The sequence below is a fragment of the Halomonas qaidamensis genome, assembly GCF_025917315.1.
Taxonomy (GTDB): Bacteria; Pseudomonadota; Gammaproteobacteria; order Pseudomonadales; family Halomonadaceae; genus Vreelandella; species Vreelandella qaidamensis.
This window is the reverse complement of record NZ_CP080627.1, coordinates 1,618,583-1,635,938: the sequence shown is the minus strand read 5'-3', so window position 1 is coordinate 1,635,938 and position 17,356 is coordinate 1,618,583. Positions and strand designations below refer to the sequence as shown.

The 17,356-nt window shown below is 49.8% G+C and carries 16 protein-coding genes; 12 read left to right on the top strand and 4 right to left on the bottom strand.

Translation table 11 applies throughout. The features are described 5' to 3' along the window. Positions 1-64: 64 nt before the first annotated feature. The 8 genes from K1Y77_RS07605 (at position 65) to K1Y77_RS07570 (ending at position 8,514) form a co-directional block, all read left to right on the top strand. Positions 65-1,396 carry a paraquat-inducible protein A gene (locus K1Y77_RS07605; protein ID WP_035536125.1) on the top strand — a complete coding sequence of 444 codons (1,332 nt, stop codon included), beginning with the start codon at positions 65-67 and terminating at the stop codon, positions 1,394-1,396. Further along, on the top strand, positions 1,389-3,071 hold the full coding sequence (pqiB, locus tag K1Y77_RS07600; protein WP_264431164.1) for an intermembrane transport protein PqiB: 1,683 nt from the start codon (positions 1,389-1,391) through the stop codon (positions 3,069-3,071). The genes K1Y77_RS07605 and pqiB overlap by 8 nt, the downstream gene beginning before the upstream one ends. Positions 3,072-3,084: 13 nt before the next feature. Beyond that, a complete protein-coding gene (locus K1Y77_RS07595) occupies positions 3,085-3,672 on the top strand; it encodes a PqiC family protein (protein WP_264431162.1) in 588 nt (195 codons plus the stop codon). Positions 3,673-3,950: 278 nt separating this feature from the next. Continuing rightward, entirely contained in the window at positions 3,951-5,204 is a 1,254-nt protein-coding gene (locus K1Y77_RS07590; RefSeq protein ID WP_030069462.1) for a DEAD/DEAH box helicase, read from the top strand. A 77-nt stretch (positions 5,205-5,281) separates the two neighbouring features. Further along, positions 5,282-5,785, top strand: coding sequence for a hypothetical protein (locus K1Y77_RS07585; RefSeq protein WP_030069461.1), 504 nt, complete (start codon positions 5,282-5,284; stop codon positions 5,783-5,785). 8 nt (positions 5,786-5,793) lie between these two features. Beyond that, on the top strand, positions 5,794-6,993 hold the full coding sequence (locus K1Y77_RS07580; protein ID WP_264431159.1) for an MFS transporter: 1,200 nt from the start codon (positions 5,794-5,796) through the stop codon (positions 6,991-6,993). A 103-nt stretch (positions 6,994-7,096) separates the two neighbouring features. Beyond that, positions 7,097-8,167 (top strand): asparaginase, encoded by a 1,071-nt coding sequence (locus K1Y77_RS07575; RefSeq protein ID WP_264431155.1) that lies wholly within the window; start codon positions 7,097-7,099, stop codon positions 8,165-8,167. A gap of 107 nt (positions 8,168-8,274) precedes the next feature. Next, positions 8,275-8,514, top strand: a complete 240-nt coding sequence (locus K1Y77_RS07570; RefSeq protein ID WP_030069455.1) for a DUF2789 domain-containing protein — start codon at positions 8,275-8,277, stop codon at positions 8,512-8,514. 61 nt (positions 8,515-8,575) lie between these two features. On the opposite strand, the gene K1Y77_RS07565 is transcribed toward K1Y77_RS07570, so the two are convergent. After that, the gene (locus K1Y77_RS07565) at positions 8,576-9,238 is read right to left on the bottom strand and encodes a TVP38/TMEM64 family protein (protein WP_030069453.1); all 663 of its coding nucleotides are present in this window, start codon (positions 9,236-9,238) and stop codon (positions 8,576-8,578) included. Beyond that, positions 9,231-9,647: an SRPBCC family protein gene (locus tag K1Y77_RS07560; RefSeq protein WP_030069452.1), complete on the bottom strand. Its 417-nt coding sequence runs from the start codon at positions 9,645-9,647 to the stop codon at positions 9,231-9,233. Before K1Y77_RS07560 ends, K1Y77_RS07565 begins: the two co-directional genes overlap by 8 nt. A gap of 206 nt (positions 9,648-9,853) precedes the next feature. Between K1Y77_RS07560 and queC the strand changes: the two genes are divergently transcribed. From queC to K1Y77_RS07540, 4 genes are read left to right on the top strand one after another with little or no spacing between them, the layout of a single operon-like run. After that, positions 9,854-10,564, top strand: coding sequence for a 7-cyano-7-deazaguanine synthase QueC (gene queC, locus K1Y77_RS07555; protein WP_264431153.1), 711 nt, complete (start codon positions 9,854-9,856; stop codon positions 10,562-10,564). Beyond that, on the top strand, positions 10,564-11,208 hold the full coding sequence (gene queE, locus K1Y77_RS07550) for a 7-carboxy-7-deazaguanine synthase (RefSeq protein WP_264431151.1): 645 nt from the start codon (positions 10,564-10,566) through the stop codon (positions 11,206-11,208). Before queC ends, queE begins: the two co-directional genes overlap by 1 nt. After that, positions 11,208-12,041, top strand: a complete 834-nt coding sequence (locus K1Y77_RS07545) for a 6-carboxytetrahydropterin synthase (protein WP_264431149.1) — start codon at positions 11,208-11,210, stop codon at positions 12,039-12,041. Before queE ends, K1Y77_RS07545 begins: the two co-directional genes overlap by 1 nt. Beyond that, positions 12,038-12,319 carry a YkgJ family cysteine cluster protein gene (locus tag K1Y77_RS07540; RefSeq protein ID WP_051690099.1) on the top strand — a complete coding sequence of 94 codons (282 nt, stop codon included), beginning with the start codon at positions 12,038-12,040 and terminating at the stop codon, positions 12,317-12,319. The genes K1Y77_RS07545 and K1Y77_RS07540 overlap by 4 nt, the downstream gene beginning before the upstream one ends. An 8-nt stretch (positions 12,320-12,327) precedes the next feature. On the opposite strand, the gene K1Y77_RS07535 is transcribed toward K1Y77_RS07540, so the two are convergent. Both K1Y77_RS07535 and miaE read right to left on the bottom strand, forming a co-directional pair. Further along, positions 12,328-16,233 carry an AAA family ATPase gene (locus K1Y77_RS07535; RefSeq protein ID WP_030069443.1) on the bottom strand — a complete coding sequence of 1,302 codons (3,906 nt, stop codon included), beginning with the start codon at positions 16,231-16,233 and terminating at the stop codon, positions 12,328-12,330. Between the two features lie 30 nt (positions 16,234-16,263). Continuing rightward, the gene (gene miaE, locus K1Y77_RS07530) at positions 16,264-16,920 is read right to left on the bottom strand and encodes a tRNA-(ms[2]io[6]A)-hydroxylase (protein WP_030069441.1); all 657 of its coding nucleotides are present in this window, start codon (positions 16,918-16,920) and stop codon (positions 16,264-16,266) included. Positions 16,921-17,356: the final 436 nt, after the last annotated feature.

The window sequence follows — 17,356 nt, the reverse complement described above, 5'->3', positions numbered from 1 at the left end:
TTGGGTTCCTCAACGTATTGAGAATTAGCTGTTGCCTCACTTTCAGTTTATCAAACGACCTTCTATGCGGGTAAACACACCACAGGTCGACCGCCACCCTCCAGAAGCACGCGTTCAGCGTAGACGTTTGCGCGCCTGTCATGAGTGTGACTGGGTTTCAGCACTTCCTCCGCTCGGCTCTGGAGAGAAAGCATCCTGTCCGCGATGCTCGCATGTGCTAGTAAAACGGCATCGCTATCCCGCTCAACGTAGTATGGCGCTCGCGCTTTCTTCCCTGATAGCACTATTTGTAGCCGTGTCATTTCCTTTTGTTAGTTTCAGTGTCAGCGGCATTGGTAATCGTATTGAGCTTTCACAGACGGCGACTACATTGATCGCTTTTCATCAGCCTATTGTCGCTATCGCTGTCATTATGACGATTGTGGTCCTTCCCGCGATTTATCTGATTGGCGTTATCTGGCTTCAGTTTGGTTTGCTTCGAGGCCATCCAATGCCGTTTAGCCGAGACATCGCCCGTTCACTCGCAAGGCTGAACCCATGGATGATGGCAGATGTTTTCATCGTTGGGGCACTGGTTAGTTTGATAAAAATAGCGGGTATGGCACAAATCGAGCTAGGCATCTCCTTCTGGGCGTTCAGCGTGTTTGCCATCCTCTTACTGTTAACGACACAATCCATTGATTCGGATTGGATGTGGTTTTCGTTAGAGAAAGAACCGCTCGCACCAGAAGGTACACGTACAGGTGAAACAGCGGCCAGCCAAGGGATAACCGGCTGTCCAACTTGCGGGCTAATTAATCGCCTTCCTGAGCATGGCAAAGGACGCTGTTTGCGTTGCCATGAAAGGCTCCACCCACGGCTCCCTCATAGTTTACAACGCACCTGGGCTCTTCTTTTTGCAGCCGCGGTGATGTATATACCCGCTAATGTATACCCTATTATGACCACCACCAGTTTAGGACACTCGTCACCGTCAACGATCATCGGTGGGGTCGTACAGCTTATGCAAATGGGTTCTTGGCCAGTGGCTGCTGTTATCTTTGTGGCAAGTGTTATCGTGCCGGTTGGCAAACTTGTCGCTTTAGTTTGGCTTTGTATGGTTATAAAACATAGCAACGAACTTAATGCGCAAAGTCGCACACGGCTTTATCGGCTCACTGAATTTATAGGCCGCTGGTCGATGGTTGACGTATTTGTAGTTGCCATATTGGTCGCCTTGATTCGCGCTGGCTCTCTAATGTCAATTACGCCAGGACCTGCAGCGCTCGCATTCGCTGCCGTTGTTGTACTGACAATGCTGGCTGCTATGACATTTGATCCGCGCTTAATTTGGGATACCCCACCTCCTCGCTCTACTCGCCGTAAAACGGCCACCAAGGAAACTGTTGATGGCTAATGATTCAACACCAAAGAAAGCTGATATTAACGACAAAAACAATTTACACCGGGCAAAATCATCGCCCCAAACGCGGCTCTCGCCGATTTGGATTGTACCAATTGTTGCCGTTGTTATTGGGCTATGGCTTGTCTACGACAATTACGCAAGCCGGGGCACGCTCGTTACGCTAACAATGGAAAGTGCAGAAGGCATCGAAGCGGGCAGTACGCTTATTCGAAGCCGAAATGTCGAGATAGGCAGAGTTCAAAATGTTCGCTTATCTGATGATCTTTCCCACGCCGTCATGACCGCCCGTATCCAGCCAGAAGCAGAGGCAATGCTCAGAGAAGATAGCCGATTCTGGGTAGTGAAGCCGCGCATTGGCCGTGAAGGTATCAGCGGCTTGGGCACAGTATTATCTGGTGCTTATATTCAGCTAGAACCAGGACAATCCAATGAGCCTAAACGCGAATTTACGGTAAATGATACACCACCTGTTGCGCCAGCCGGGCAGGCAGGTTTGCAAATCAGCCTGGTCAGCCAGCTAGGTAACTCGCTTCGAATAGGCGACCCTGTTTCTTACCAAGGCTATACCGTTGGACGAGTAGAAGATACTCGGTTTGACGCCAACTCTCGTACCATGCACCACCAAGTATTTATCGAAGAACCTTACGGTCAGTTAGTAACAGATAGCACTCGATTTTGGACATCAAGCGGGGTTGATTTCCAGTTAGATGCCGACGGTGTTCGTGTCAACGTAGAATCCCTTGAAGCATTACTGGGAGGCGGCGTTACGTTTGGCGTGCCAGAAGATTTACCCATGGGGCAACCGGTAGAGCCTAATGCACGCTTTAATCTCTATGCGGATGAAAATACTGCCCGAGAAGGCACTTTTAACCGGTATCTTGAGTATGTGCTGTTGGTCGATGATACCGTTCGCGGCTTATCGAAAGGTGCTCCTGTCGAATTTCGCGGTGTAAGAATCGGCACGGTTGCGTCCGTACCTTGGAATTTTACCGCACCGCAGCCCGACTCGCGCTCTCAGTTTGCCATCCCAGTACTGATTCGAATTGAGCCTCAGCGATTGGGCATTGAGAATACTGATATCGATATCGAAGAGTGGGACTCACGTTTTAAGCGACTTTTTGGCTTGGGGCTCCGTGCCTCGCTCAAAAATGGCAGCTTATTGACAGGCGCACTTTTTGTTGACCTTAACTTTCAACGCGAACTGGCTGACGAATATGTCGCGGAAACATTTTCCGAGCGAACAGTGTTCCCCACAGTCGCTGGCGGCTTTGCACAGATCCAAGCGCAGGTAACCAGCCTGCTTGAGAAATTAAACGCGCTTGACGTTGAGCCACTGCTCACCGGCCTAGACCGAAACTTACAAGCATCTGAAAGCATGCTTATCGAAATACGCCAGGTCAGCACTTCCATCAACCAGCTGCTAAATGACCCAGATACTCAGGCAGTCGGCGGCAACGTTAATGCCACCCTTGAGGAACTGCGTAACACCTTACAAGGTGTTTCACCATCCTCTCCGGCTTACCAAGAATTAACCACCGCTATCCAACGGCTGGATCGCTTAATGCGCGACTTACAACCACTTACTCGCACATTAAATGAAAACCCAAGGGCGCTTTTATTCGATAACCTGGATACCCAAGACCCCGTGCCTCGCGCACCACGCTAAGAAGGAGCTTACTATGCGCAATAAGGTAATCCGTTATTTATCACTATTAGGCCTTTGCAGTCTGCTAAGTGCTTGCGCTAGTAGTGTCACACCACCCACTCGCTATATGCTACCCAGCGAAAACGCAGTAAGCTCGCCAAATCAATCGATTGGCACGCTTCAAGTGCGTTCACCACGTTTAGCCCACTATCTAGATGTGGACGGTATCGTCATGCAGCTTGATGACATTACCCTAAATGAAGCCCGCGAACACCAGTGGGCTGAAAGTATTGCTCGCCAATTAGAACGTGCATTACGTGCTCAACTATCCCAAGAGCTTACATCCGTTCAGATCGTTCATGCTGACGGCAATACGCCTGAAGCGCTCACACTGCTGCTTGAAGTTGACCAGTTTCAGGGGCGACACGACGGGCGAGCAGTCACCAGCGGCCAATGGCAGTTACGCAGTGCAGATAACAACCTACTTGCGCTAAAAAGCTTTTCTGCCGAAACCGAACTTCAGCAGGATGGTTACCCTGCCCTAGTGCGCTCGCTTGGCGAAAGCTGGGATAAGGTAGCACTGCAAATTGCCGAAGAGATTCGCAAAGGAAATTATTTTTAGATCTAGCTTCAACAAGGTGCTTTACCTCTATGTTAAACGCTGAAATGAATGATCCGTGATATACTAAAGGAGTTATCTTTCAGCATTACCACGTCACCCCCGATTCAAGCCAATGTCTATTTCACCGTCTTGATCGGCAAAAAAATGACCATCGCGGCATCGCACTTTATCTGGCAAACTTCGCTGCCGCGAAGGTGTACCATCCTCGCTTTTTGAACATTACGCTCAGTAACGACGGCGCCAAGCGACGTCACTTACTAAGCGATTGCGGAGAACGCATGAGCTTTTCTGAACTTGGTCTGCACGACGATTTACTCCGCGCGGTTACCGCGCAGGGCTATACACAGCCTACCCCTATTCAACAAAAAGCCATTCCCGTCGTGCTTGAAGGACGTGACATGCTTGCCAGTGCGCAAACGGGCACAGGCAAAACCGCTGGTTTTACGTTACCTATGTTACAGCGGTTAGCGAATGGCAAACGACCCGGTAAACGCCAAGTACGCGCGTTAGTACTTACCCCTACGCGTGAGCTTGCTGCCCAAGTAGGCGAAAGCGTGACTGCTTACGGCAAGCATCTCTCTTTGCGCTCGCATATTATTTTCGGCGGCGTTGGCCAACAACCACAAGTTGATGCACTTAAAGCGGGACTTGATGTATTGGTAGCCACCCCAGGCCGGCTGCTCGACTTACAACAACAAGGCCACGTTGATCTCTCAGCCGTGGAGATCCTGGTACTCGATGAAGCTGATCGCATGCTTGATATGGGGTTCATTCATGATATCAAGCGACTATTACGCTTAGTGCCTAAACAGCGTCAAAACCTACTGTTTTCGGCAACATTTTCTAACGAAATACAGTTATTGGCGCAACAGCTGCTCAACAATCCAGCGTTAATAGAAGTCGCACCTCGCAATACGACCGCTGAAAAGATTGAGCAAACTATTTACCGGGTAGATCGCGATAAAAAGCGCGAGCTGTTGGCGCATTTGATTCAGCAGCATGGTTGGTTTCAAGTACTCGTTTTTACGCGTACCAAACATGGCGCAAATCGCTTAGCAGAACAGCTTTCAAAGCAAGACATACCCGCTATGGCCATCCACGGCAATAAAAGCCAAGGTGCTAGAACACGGGCGTTGGGGGCGTTCAAAAGCGGTGATTTACAAGTACTCGTCGCCACCGATATTGCCGCTCGTGGGTTAGATATCAACGAACTTCCCCATGTCGTTAATTTCGACTTACCCAATGTGGCAGAAGACTATGTGCACCGTATTGGACGTACCGGCCGAGCGGGCAGCGATGGAGAAGCAGTCTCACTCGTATGTGTCGACGAACACGGCTTGCTGAGTGGGATTGAGCGGCTTATTAAGCAAAATCTGCCTAAACGTATCGAACCTGGTTTTGAACCTGATCCCAACGCCAAGCCTGAACCAATTGAAAATGGCCGACGTGGCCAAAAACAGCCCCGTGCCAAGCGTAAACCGGAAGGGCAAGCGGCGAACAAAGGCGGTGAACGTCGCCGCGCCCGTCGCTAGCCCTTAGCTTAGGAATATGCGAAGGTTACCGTTCTGCGTATTCCGGCGGTACTGCTTAATTTATTCATGGAGTGATTATGGCGTCGTCTCAACTTATTAACGATTACCGCCAGTGGCTTACCTTTCAACGTCAGGAGCAGCTAAGCCGCGAGCACCAAGGCATTTCTCAGCGGCTGGAAGATGCCCGTGCATCAGCAGGCCAAGTGCTGCAGGCGTATCGTAGCATGGCAGAAAAAGCCTCTACGCAGGGCGCCTGTTATCGCACGCTTTTCTTACGTGAACGCAATAATAACGAATCACTGCCTTGTGAAGGATGGTTGTTTGTTCGTCGCGTCCTTAGCGAAGAGAGCAGTACGCGAGTGCGAGTAACACTACTCGAAACATTTACGCTGGAAGACGGCATTATTGCCCCTGGGGACAAACCCGCGCGTAAATTAACCCTCGAAATCTACGACAAGTTGAATATGGATAAGGGTATGCGTACCGAGGTGCGCGTAGACTGCTTAGATACACAGCAAGATTATCATTTCATTACTCTGCTTGATGCCGTTCGCGGCGATTTACGCCCACATCTCAAGTAATAGTAAACATGGTATCTCGTCGCGCATGCACCTTTATTATTTTGATGTTCGTGGTGGGGCTTAATTTACGCCCCGCCATGTCATCAGTGGCACCTTTGCTTGCCCGACTGCAAGAAACCGCTGGCTTAAGCCCTGCATCAGCGGGCATTTTAACCACCTTGCCCGTGCTTTTTTTAGGCTTATCAGCACCTCTTGCTCCCCTACTGGCTAAGCGTATCGGCAGCGAACGAACCCTAAGCGCTGCACTGTTTCTGTTAGCTTGCGGGTTAATTTTAAGAGGCCTACCAATGTCAGGGGCTCTTTTTATTGGTTCTGCAATGGCTGGCAGCGCAATTGGTATTGGCGGCACCCTCCTTCCTGCACTAGTGAAACGAGAGCTACCTGACAGTGCCGATCTCTTAACGGGTTTATACACCATGGCACTGTGTTTTGGAGGTGCATTAGGTGCTGGTCTTAGTGTTCCACTGATGCAATGGCTAGGCAGCTGGCAGCTGAGTCTCATGAGTTGGTCACTGTTGGCACTTATTGCCTTAGTCCTATGGCTTATCAACATTCCAGCAACTCAGTGCACGCAGCCTAGTCCAGCAACCTCTTCTTCGCTTACACAACTACTACGTAAATCACTTACGTGGCACGTTATGCTGTTCATGGGCATTCAGTCTTCGATGGCTTACATTGTCTTTGGGTGGCTACCAACCTTATTAGTCTATAGAGGTTATGACGAGGCAGCGGCTGGCTGGACGATGGCCATCTCCATCATGTGCCAGCTTGGTTCAGCACTGAGTGCTCCCTGGCTTGGCCGCTTAACCCACGATCAACGCCCCGCCTTACTGCTCGTACTACTGAGTACGGCACTTGGGCTTTGGATGTTGCTTATTGCACCGCTGGCGTGGAAATGGCCAGGAGCTGTGCTACTTGGCATTGGCCAGGGTGGCAGCTTTAGCCTAGCACTTAGCCTACTGGTGTTACGAACGGCTAACTCGCGTCTCGCAGGACAGCTTTCCGGACTAGTACAAGGCGGGGGCTATACGCTGGCAGCGCTAGGGCCATTTGGGGTGGGGCTAATGCTGCAAGCTGGAGCAGAGATACCTCATATCGCATGGCTGCTCATCGTACTGATTGCCCTTTGCTGTGGCTTCGCCTTATTAGCTGGGCGTAACCGTCAACTTGACGATCACAATGGCGAACTAGTCGTGCACCGCGGCTAATAGCTTCCTTCGGAATCAGCTATTTACACGCTTTTTTATACACCTTATTAGTTATAAATATTTAGATACTACGACTTGTGTTCGCCCACTTCAGGAAACGGCTATGAGTATCAATTCCGCCCTAATGAACGCCACTCCCACTCAAGAACGTGTGTTGGTGATTTATACTGGTGGCACAATTGGCATGCAGCCCAATACAACAGGGCTAATCCCGAGGGGAAACTTTCAAGCTCGCATGGCAGACGCATTAAGTCGGCTGCCTTTAGTACATCAGCATGCCCTGCCCGCCTATGACGTCCTTAGCTACCCATCATTAATCGACTCAAGTGCAGCGACGCCGTTGACTTGGCAACAGATTGCCAAAGATATTGCTGCTCGCCTTGCCACCTATCGTGGATTTGTGGTTATCCATGGAACCGATACCCTAAGCTGGTCCGCTTCGAGTCTTGCCTATCAGCTGCAAGGGATTGATCGCCCAGTTGTGTTGACAGGCTCTATGTATCCTCTTGAGACAGCGAATAGCGATGCGCTCGACAACCTTCACGGCGCGTTAAGGTTTGCTGCTAACGCTGAACTAAAGGAGGTGGCGATTTATTTTTCAAACGTCCTTCTGAGAGGCACACGAGCCATCAAACAGCATACGGAAGCCTTTGATGCATTTTTTTCCCCTAGCTATCCCTGTATTGGTGAACGCGTGGGCGACGACTTCATTTATTACCCCAGTAGAGGCTTAGGATTTCAACAGCGTGGCGCACCCCGTTTCGAGCTTGCCGACTATCAAGCGGTTTCCAACGGGGACATTATCCGGCTAACCTTATGGCCAGGTATCGCTGTTTGGCAATTAGAGACCCTGCTTAACGATTCACGCGTCAAGGGCGCTCTACTGCAGCTTTGGGGAGCAGGTAATATACCCAACGATCCTGCAATTATTGATGTTATTGCTAATGCCAGTGGCGAAGGTAAACTGCTGGCTGCAATTAGCCAATGTCCCCAAGGCAGCATTCATATGGGCGAGTACGCAGCGGGCCATGGCCTAGCAGAAGCAGGCCTGCTGTCAGGCGGCAACATGACGCCGGAGGCGGCTTTCACCAAGCTTACCCACCTATTGGCTCAACCCTTATCGCTAGATGATCGCCGGCAACGCTTTTTAACCTCACTTGTTGGCGAGCGATAAAACACACGACAACCTTTATAACCGTGTAACACATACTCGGCACTGGCGTACTCGCTCATACACGCTATGTTTAAACATACGTTCATAACCAAAAAGGAAGGCAACGTATGGAACAACCCGTACACCATTTTAGCGAGCTATTTGAACAACTCGGACTACGCTCGGATGCGGAGTCCATTGAACACTTTATTCAACGCCACTCTCCCCTACCCAAAGAAATGCCGCTAGCTGAGGCTCCCTGCTGGAACGAAGGCCAAGCGGAATTTCTTCGCGAAGCCGTGGAAGAAGACGCCGACTGGGCTGAAGTTGTCGACCACCTTGATGCATCAATGCATAAAGGCAACTAACCACATCACTATCAGACTTAACAGACTATCAGACTTAACAGTTGACTAAGCACGTTTGCTATCACTGACGCGCCGCTTCTACGCGGCGCCTATACCAGCCTCCCACAAAAAGGAGCAGCGTCAACACAACAAGTGGTAAAATCACCTCGATTTGCAACGCATCTTTTTCTTCGACAGCTTCAAGCGCACCGTAAATAGCACTACTGTAAACCGTCCATTTTATCGAAAGCCCGATAGCTGCCGCCATTAAGTAGCGCTTTAAAGGGATACGCCCTAATCCTGCTGCGAAATTAATCACTGAGTGCGGGAAACCCGGCAAAATTCGCAGTGCGCACTGCGTTAACAAATCACTTCTCTCTTTCAGTGTTTCCATCACTTTAAACGTCAACCCTTTTGGCTGCCAACGCCACCCAGCATTTGCGGCTAAAAGATAGGCACCCCACGCACCAGCAACACTACTCAACGTTAACATTAGCGTAGCTACTATAGGAGGATAAAAAGGTGCTATCAGCCATAGTCCGATACTGCCCGGCAAGCCAATTGCCAATGTGATAGCCATTGTGCCCATTATAGCAATCACAACCAGAGGATGATGCGACATCGTCGCCGCCCAACGTTTTACAGCCATCAAGTCCGGCGAATACCATAACCAAACATAGGCAAACATTGCCGCGATAGAAAAACCGGCAGCCCAACGCCAAGAGTGCTTAAAAAAGTTATTCATTTAGCCGCGCTTCAACCCTCTCAAGGATTTGCCTGCTTACCTTACCTACTAATGGCTTTGCAGCACGGTTTACCGCTTTTTCCATTAATCGGTTACGAATGTCATAACTCAGAGTGAGCGATACTTCTGTACCTTCTGGCACTTCACGCAACTGATAACGACCCTGATTTTTTACTCCTTCTAATGATTCCCACGCCAACACATAGGGGGGTGTTATTTCTGTTACCGCTACATCAAAAGACCAATCTACTCCTACCGCACGAACGTGCCAGCGGTAACGGTTATTGCCTAAGGTATCAATTGATTTGATGAGATCAGAATAATCAGCAAAATCTTCTACTCGACGCAGTAAGTCAAACACCCTTTCAGGTGGGGCTTTGATAATTTCACTATGTTGTATGGTGGCCATGAATTCATCCCTTACGACTAGAAGAGTCAGCTTAGCATGTTGACCCATGCACATACCGAACAGAAAATAGTACCAATTACCGTTACTGCTAGCCAGGTAACGCTGCATTGCGTAAACTGCCGCCCTTGCCGGACCGGACCCCGGAAACTTCGCTTAGCACGATGCTAAAAGCACTCAATAAATTCTCCGACCAATGAGTTTCTATTATGTTGTCACCCTCGACCTCTGGCGCAAACGCGCTATCTACCGTTGTGATTTATTCCGGCGGCATGGACTCTTACACCGTTCTTCACCGCGCAATCAAAGAAGGGCTAGAAGTTTATGCTCTGTCATTTGATTACGGCCAACGCCATTCAAAAGAGTTGAACGTAGCAAAAGCAGTGTGTAAGCAGCACAATATTCCCCATCAGATCGTTGATATACGCGCTATTCAGGGCTTAATTGATAACTCAGCGCTGACCAACCCAGACGTATCAATGCCCGAAGGCAACTATGCTGCTGACAACCTACACACCACCGTTGTCCCTAACCGCAACATGATTTTGCTTTCGTTAGCCATTGCTAAAGCGGTTAATATCGGTGCGGCGCGTGTCGATTATGGTGCCCATGGCGGTGACCATATTCTCTACCCTGACTGCCGCCCTGAATTTGTTCATGCAATGAATCACGTCGCTGGCATCGCTAATTTTGACCCCATTAGCTTACATGCCCCTTATTTAGAATCGAGCAAAGCCGATATCTTGCGGGATGGCTTAGCAATGGGCCTAGATTACCGAGATACTTGGACCTGCTATGAAGGGCGTGATCTTGCCTGCGGTAAATGCGGCAGCTGCCATGAGCGTCTAGCAGCGTTTGCAGCCAATAATGTCGCAGACCCTCTGGCGTATGAAATCACTTCTGCACAGGCTAACCACTGATGTATCACGTTAAAGAAGCGTTTTACACCTTACAAGGTGAAGGCGCACAGGCAGGCCGTGCCAGCGTATTTTGTCGTTTTAGCGGCTGCAATCTTTGGTCTGGACGTGAAATTGATCGTGCTAGCGCAAAGTGCTCTTTTTGCGACACCGATTTTATCGGCACGGATGGCGTTAACGGAGGCCGTTTCAGTACACCCAGTGCGCTCGCTCAGCATATAGAGGATCTCTGGCCAGCCGAGGCAAAGCATGCAACGCCCTATGTTGTTTTTACCGGTGGGGAACCACTACTGCAACTTGATTCTTTATTGATCGCAACACTACATAGCGTTGGGTTCGAAGTAGCCGTTGAAACCAATGGTACGGTATTACCACCGCCAGGAATTGATTGGTTATGCGTTAGCCCTAAGGGCAAAAACCCACTGGTGGTCACTCGAGGCGATGAACTAAAATTGGTTTTCCCACAGACTACGGCGCCGCCAACTCAGTTTGCCAACTTGGACTTCAAACACTTTTTTTTGCAGCCAATGGATCACGGCGTTCCAGAGAAAAATCTTGAGACGGTGCAGGCCACTACTGCTTATTGCATGGCTAACCCCCAGTGGCGTTTATCGCTTCAAACGCACAAAATTGCAGGGTTTGAGTAATGGCATTATTTGTAAATCATCTTAGCCATATTGATGTGTCATTATGGTGCCCAACGAAAGGGTTAATAGGCTGTAGTTGGCAAGTGGATGCCCAGTTAGACGGGGAGTTAGGCGAAGACGGCATGCTTTTTGATTTCGGAGAAGTAAAGCCGTGGATTAAGCGCACGCTGGACAATGGTCTAGACCATACGCTGCTCGTACCTATCAACGCGCCCGGCGTGGAGGTTACTGACTGTGATGAAGGTATCTGTATACGCACAGCATCTCCCTACGAAATGGAAGTTCGCGGCCCCGCCCAGGCGTTTAGCTTGCTCCCTTGGGACAACATCACCCTTGAGCGCGTTACACGCTACTTAAGCGCACAGCTAACCGAACAACGACCCAAAAACGTACATAACGTCACGTTAGTACTTAAAGACGAGTGTATTGACGGCGCGGCCTATAGTTATACGCACGGTTTGAAGCGGCATCTTGGTAACTGCCAGCGTATTGCCCATGGTCACCGCTCGCGCTTGTATATTTGGCAACAACAGGCACGGCAACCAGCACTTGAAAACCACTGGGCAGCCTGGCTTGATAATCGCTACCTGCTTGAAAAAGCCGATATTGAAAACCAGATTGACGGGAAGCTAACGTGTCGATACCTCTCAGCACAAGGTACGTTTTCCATCACCCTGCCTCAAGATCGCTGCTGCATACTACCTAAGCCAACAACCGTCGAAAATATTGCTTTATGGCTTGCCAATAACATTGCACAGCACAGCGGCCATAAAACATTGGTTCAGGCATTTGAAGGAATTGATAAAGGAGCTACCGCTGAAGCTTTGCCATGAGTAATCACGTATTTGCCACAGACACCGCCGCCTGCCGAGCAGGCTGCGGTGCTTGCTGTATTGCACCGTCTATCACTTCTTATATACCCGGTATGCCTGATGGCAAACCTGCAGGGGTTCGGTGCGTGCAGTTAAGTGATGACTATTTATGCAAGTTATTTGAAGATCCTAGCCGTCCAGCTGTGTGTGAGCAGTTTAACTATGATACCGATGTATGCGGCGAGCACCGAGAAGAGGCACTCACCACACTTAACTGGCTAGAATCAACGACGCGTTAATAGCTAATTCAGATTTCGTTTTCCACACTTACCGCGTGAGGCAAACGCCTATCAAGCAGACTAACCCAACGGACCAGTACTGGTGCATCGCTGTGACTCACTTCGCTCAATAAGCGCCTAAATGCTTCTTTTGCCTGAAGGTCGCTTGGCGCAATGCGCGTTAACCAAAGTTCAAGTGCCGCCAGCTCCTGATGCCGATTTCCATGCTCCCTGGCCTGATTAATAGCCATTTCAGTTAGCGCTTTCACTTCATTGGCGGGGTGCCCAAGCAAATCACGCACTTTGGCAAGCTGAGTTGCTAACTCAGGTAGAAAAAGCGTTGTGCGCTCTTTAGCAATAACAAGACATTGATCCAGGTAATCCTCTGCTGCCTTAAGCTCACCCAACTCAATGCACGCATCGGAATACCATAAAACTGGGCGTTGATAGCGATCCCGTCCGTTCAGCTCTGCCATTTGATCAAGGCTATGTCGCAGCTGGACTAAGCCCGTCTGATCACCCGCAAGTGCTCTCTGCCAGCCAAGAATGCCTTGGGCTGAAATCTGCCAAAGCTGCAAGTCGGGCGTGCCCGTCATTGCCGCCGCACGCTCCGCGTGTCTTGCCGCTAAGTGCACATGGCCTAGTTGGCGATATAAAGCAGCCGCAAACATTAATGCCATAGCAAGCGTGCCAGGATGACCAATTTTCTCTGCTAATCGAATGGCAGAAGAGACATGTCGCTCTGCACGCTGATAATCACCACGCAGACAGAGCGCCCAACCTTGAAAACAAGCAGCGGTTACTTGTGGGTGATCAGAGAATGGCAGCCATTCAATCATCATTGGGGCGTTGAGCGGATCAATTTCATCCAAATGGTCATGTGCTTGTTGTATGCTGCCAGCCCAGTATTCGCAATGCGCTCTCGCATAGTCAGCTAATCTCTGATAACGCGGGTCCTCTAAGCGCCCTGCAATATCTGCCAGGGTCGATGCTAATGCAAAGGCATCAGCGTGCGCATAGCGTTGGCTACGCCCAACCCATAGCCCCCACTTGACCAAGAAGATTTGCTCAAGATCTTCTGGGTCTTCCGTGCTTTCACTGCTTGATTGCCGCAGCAGCTCTCGTGCTCGCACAAAGCTTTCATGAGCAGTAGGCGAACCATGCCCCTCCAGGGCAAACGCCGCCTGACCGCGCACAGTGAGCAGACTCACTTCACGTTCAACTTCATGCTCAACGTGTCTCAGACTGGCTAAGCCAAAATCTGCCATGCGCAAAGCAGTGCGATTAGCACTCACTTTTAAGGCTTCCCGTGCAGACAGCTCAAAGTAACGGGCACCTCTAGCATAGTGGCCGCTACGGCGGAGGTGGGTTGCAAAATCACCAGGATGACGACTAATCCACATAGGAAAGCGCTCTTCGATCAGTGTAACTACCTGCTGATGAAGCTTAACGCGTACATCTCTTGGGCACGAAAGATAAGCAGCTTCTTGCAGCAGCTGGTGGCTAAACTGATGCTCTGGCTCCCCCCCCTCTTTATCTACTGGCTCGATAATTTCCAGCTGTCGCATATGCTCAATAGCTTGAGCCAAACGCGGTTTTTCCCAACCGCTACACTCTTGCAGAAAATCAAGGCGGAACCGCTTACCTAGCACTGCTGCAACATGGGCAATTTCCCGATCGCCTTCAAGCTGGTCAATACGGCTGGCAAGCAGCCCTAATAACCCTTTTGGTAGCTCATCAAACTGCACGCTACGGCCTTCACGACGATCCATATCCAGACGCCGACAAATCTCTTGCATATAGAGCGGCACACCGTCGCAACGCTCAATAATTTGATTACGCAGCCGCGGGCTTAAATGAATGCGGTAACGACGGGATAACTGCGAAAGCAAGCGTGAGGATTGGAGGGCATCCAACCTTCCCAGGGTGACTTGCTGATCCCAATGCAGCTTGACCGGAAGTGACTCTCGACCATGGTGGCTAGCCACTAACATAAAAGCCGTATTAATAGGTAGACGTGCCTGTAAACCAGCAAGCACCTTAAAAGAGGGCTCATCAAGCCACTGCAGGTCGTCAATCATCAATACTAATGTACGTGAACTGGCTTGATAATCTATTAAGCGATGTAAAAGCTTTACTACCAACTCTATTGCTTCACCGTTTTGGATCAGCTGTGCAACTTCCTGAACATCACGAACACCCAGAGCCTCTTCAAGAAGCTGCTGACGCTCATCATCTAAAGGCTCCAATGACAGCGTTTCCTGTAACTGCCGTATAGCCGCACAGGTTGGTGACGCTTCTAAGTACCAAGTAAGTAAAGTGCGAGCAACGCCATAGGGTTCTAATACTGATAACCGCGTTGTTGGCTGCCAACAAATCGCAGCATCGCGGCTAAGCTCTAACTGGCGAAAACCCACCATGAGAGCGGATTTACCCATCCCAGAGGCACCGCGTACTAAAACGCTTTGACGCAGCCCTATACCCGCTCTCGCCAGCGCGTCTCTAAGTGTACGTAGAGATGTTTCTCGCCCCACTAAACTAGGTGGCAGCGCATCCCTACCACCTTCATTGACACCCAACACAAGCGCTCTCAAACGAACACGGCCATCGCTGGCCACCAAGCGAGACACTAGCCGCGGCTGTAAATCCAGCGCAGGCGGCATGTGTTGGCTCGCTTCTTGAGAGATTACCAATTCGCTACCTTCTGCCGCACTCATTAGCTCCAGCGCCACTTGAGTAACCTGGCCCAACGGATCCGCTAACTGTCGCTCTGGAAGGTAAACCACCCTTCCGCTATTAAGACCTGCGGCAAGCTCGAATTTTGGAGGTTCTCCTTCACCACTCCAGTGACGCTGCGACTCTTGAGGTAACGCTTGGCGACAGTGCTCATACAGAGCGACAAGCTCTGCTAGCTGATGTGCTGGTCCATGAGTACCGAAACAGGCCAAACCAAGCCCACCTGTTGCACCAGGCAACCAAAAACCACCTAAGTGATGACATTGCTGTTCTAACCAACGCAGCAACTCTAGCTGGAGCGCCAAGCAATTACGAGTAGCAGCACGATCTTGCCAATCGCCTTGCAATTTAAGCCGAATGGCCATTACCGACAGCTGGCGTAGCTCAATTTCATCTTCGCGAAGCGGTTTACTATCTGCTGCTAACACGCGAGAAAAAGCGCCTTGCGGGCTCATTACGCGCGGATCGTGGTGACCGTCTGACCAATAATTAGCAAGCTGTAGAAAGCTCGGTTCGGGCTGCTGACCAGAAAGCGCTAGTAATTGTAAATAGCTGTTGTACTGCTCATGAGCCGCTGCCATCTGGTTTTGCTCAGCCAATTGGCGAACCCGTCGCTCATGAAAGGGTCCATAGCCTGAAAAACGACTAACTAATCCTTCCAATAAATTGTCAGGCACATCGGTGTGGGCATCTAGTACCTGCTCAGCAAAACGAATAACCCGTTGACGCCATTCATTTCGTACCTGAACTAACCAACGCTGGAATTCGCTGCAGTTGGCGAGTTGAAGCTCTTCTATTAAATCGCCCTGGTAACACGCCATCACCTCTTCGAGGTTGGCTAAATCCCGCGGCCCTTCCAATAATTGTTGCAATTCATGCAAGTCAACCCGCCATTGAGCCGGCAATTGAAATGCGATGGTTTGGCGAGAGACGTTCAATACTTGATCAGCATTATCTCCCATCGATTGCCGCAGACAGTGAAGTGCATGACGCAGATTCGTCCTGCCCGATGACAGCCCTTGATCTGGCCATAGCAATTCCGCGAGCGATGCCCGATTGACAGGTTGCCGGTGTAACAACAAATACACGAGCAGCGCTTTTACTTTGTCATAACTGAAGTGCGTCAGCACATCTTCTCCTTGTGACAAAGAAAAATGGCCAAACAGGGTCAGTTGGTCTGTCTCACGAGCATCGCGCATGATACATATCCTACCTAGACTAGCGATGGCCTACGCTGGCACACCGCTGTGAAAACGAAAAGCCGTATCTGGCGAAGTAATCAACTCCGCTTCACGCGCCACAAAAAAAGCGACTCTGTCATCTATTGATGCCGTTGTTTGCTGTTTAGCAAGCAGCAGATAATCTTCAAAATGACGGCCTTCGGACTTCACCAATGTGCGATAAAACTTTGCAAGCTCTTCATCTAAATAAGGTATCAAGCGTGCAAAGCGTTCGCAGCTACGTGCCTCAATAAGCGCACCAATGATTAACACATCAATCAAGCGGTCCGGGTCGTTACTGCGAAGATGCTTACGTAAGCCTTCGGCATAGCGTGAAGCCGTAAGGTGCGTGTAGGCCACGCCACGCTTCTCCATTAAGCCAACGACCTGCTCAAAATGCAGTAACTCCTCTCGAGCCAGCTGCGACATCTTGCTTAATAATAACGGCTGATCAACATAACGATAGAGCAAGCTCATTGCCGTCGAAGCGGCTTTCTTTTCACACTGAGCGTGATCAACAAGAAGTATCTCAGGGTTATCCAGTGCCCATTGCAGCCATGCATCTGGCGTTGGGCAAGCAAGAAACTGATGGAGACATTCTGGCAATAAATCATCTGCTTGTAGCGAATGTCCCACGGGTTCCAGCGTATTTAATTGTATCGACATAATACCATTACCAAGCGCTTATCTCACTATTGTACAACATATAAACGCCCTTGGCGTTTGTTCCCTGCCATTACATTTGCCATAAGTAGGCCGTAACAGCACTTTTTATATAGCACATTGCTAATATAAAAATACGCTTATATTGAAGCTCCACACTTCAACTTAAGTAATTTTATTGCCGTAGTGATAATAATACGACGAAATGAGCAAACAATAGGGTAACGCGGCATCACAATAATCACACGCGCCCTCCCCTTAAATGACGGCAGTTCGGTAAAAAACTTCCACCCGCAGGATTAATTAAGAAAAAAACGCGTTGTTCAGAAACCTTCTGCCAGCTCCTCAACATAAAGTACAAGGCCCCCAAGAGCTTGTCGTCTTAACATTGTCGACAGTTTCCCGTAGAATCCATTTCATCCACCAGACGCTGTTTGTC